At 50.6% G+C, this 1,027-nt stretch carries 2 pseudogenes; both read right to left on the bottom strand.

The annotated features are described in order from the left end of the window. Window positions 1-294, bottom strand: a pseudogene (locus tag CW742_RS15190) (phosphoserine phosphatase); the annotation flags it as partial. Window positions 295-719: 425 nt separating this feature from the next. Further along, window positions 720-1,027, bottom strand: a pseudogene (locus CW742_RS15185) (cell division protein FtsZ); the annotation flags it as partial.

Genomic DNA, 1,027 nt, shown 5'->3' with positions numbered 1-1,027 from the left:
GTTTTTCAGCGTGCCATGCTCCTTTTTAAATGCCTCGATCTCCTCAAAGAACTTGTTGGCAGCGTCATTGAGCTCGTTTCTCTGGTCCTTGAGAGACTGGACATCTCCGTTATACTTATCCCTGAGCTCTTTGTTTTTCTGTGCTTACTCAACAAACTCCCGGGTCTGGGCATTGAGCGTGTTGCGTTCACGTGCAAATTTGCTCGCGGCTGCGTTCAGTTCATTCCTGCGTTCCTTGTGCTGTTCGGATTCCGCAAGAATCTTCTTTCTTTTTTCCATTAGGTCATTCAGCATGCACTATCAATCCTGATTATTGAATGCTCCAGGCAGGAAGAGAACAGGACAGTGCACGAGGTAAAACAGAAGCAGCGACTGTTTCAGTAACGATAAGACTGCGGATAGTTTCCGGCAGAAGAGAATGCAGAATCTGATATGACCTGGCGGACCTGCACCAGCAGTCCTTGTTCATCTGTCTGTTCATGATGTTCGACTCCGATACCACGATTCGGACCTGTCTAGATCCGAAAACCCTCTTCGCTTCCTGCTTGAGCGGAAATCTGGGCGATTTCTATCATATAAATGATACCCGCCGTATTAATAATTTCGCAGAGAGAATGACAGGGTAACCAGAGAATGCCTGAAGTTTTTTTAAAAAAGAAGACCTGATGGAAAGTGTGTAAGAAAGGTGTAAGTGTGAGTGGCCGTATTCCCTACCCCGATCATACCCACTCAAGAATGCCGCCGCCGCTGTTCATCTCCTTTGCCCTGCGGTTCTGCGGCAGCTCGACAGCTTTCGGGTGCGCCCTCTTGGACTCGATCGCTTCAACCAGCGTCTTGTAGGACTGGCGTGTCCCGAGGATCTGTCCGGTCTTCACACCGGTCATGATGGCGAGCACACGGATCTTGCCCGCCATATCGTTCCTGACACTAGCACCCCAGATGACATCTGCGTGCGGCTCAAGTTCATAGGTGAGCGCGGTCGCAACCTCTTCTGCGTCCTTGAGCGGGAGGTCGGTCCCGCCGGTGA

The organism is Methanoregula sp. (genome assembly GCF_002835825.1).
Lineage (GTDB): Archaea > Halobacteriota > Methanomicrobia > Methanomicrobiales > Methanospirillaceae > Methanoregula.
This window is presented reverse-complemented; position numbering and strand designations above follow the sequence as displayed.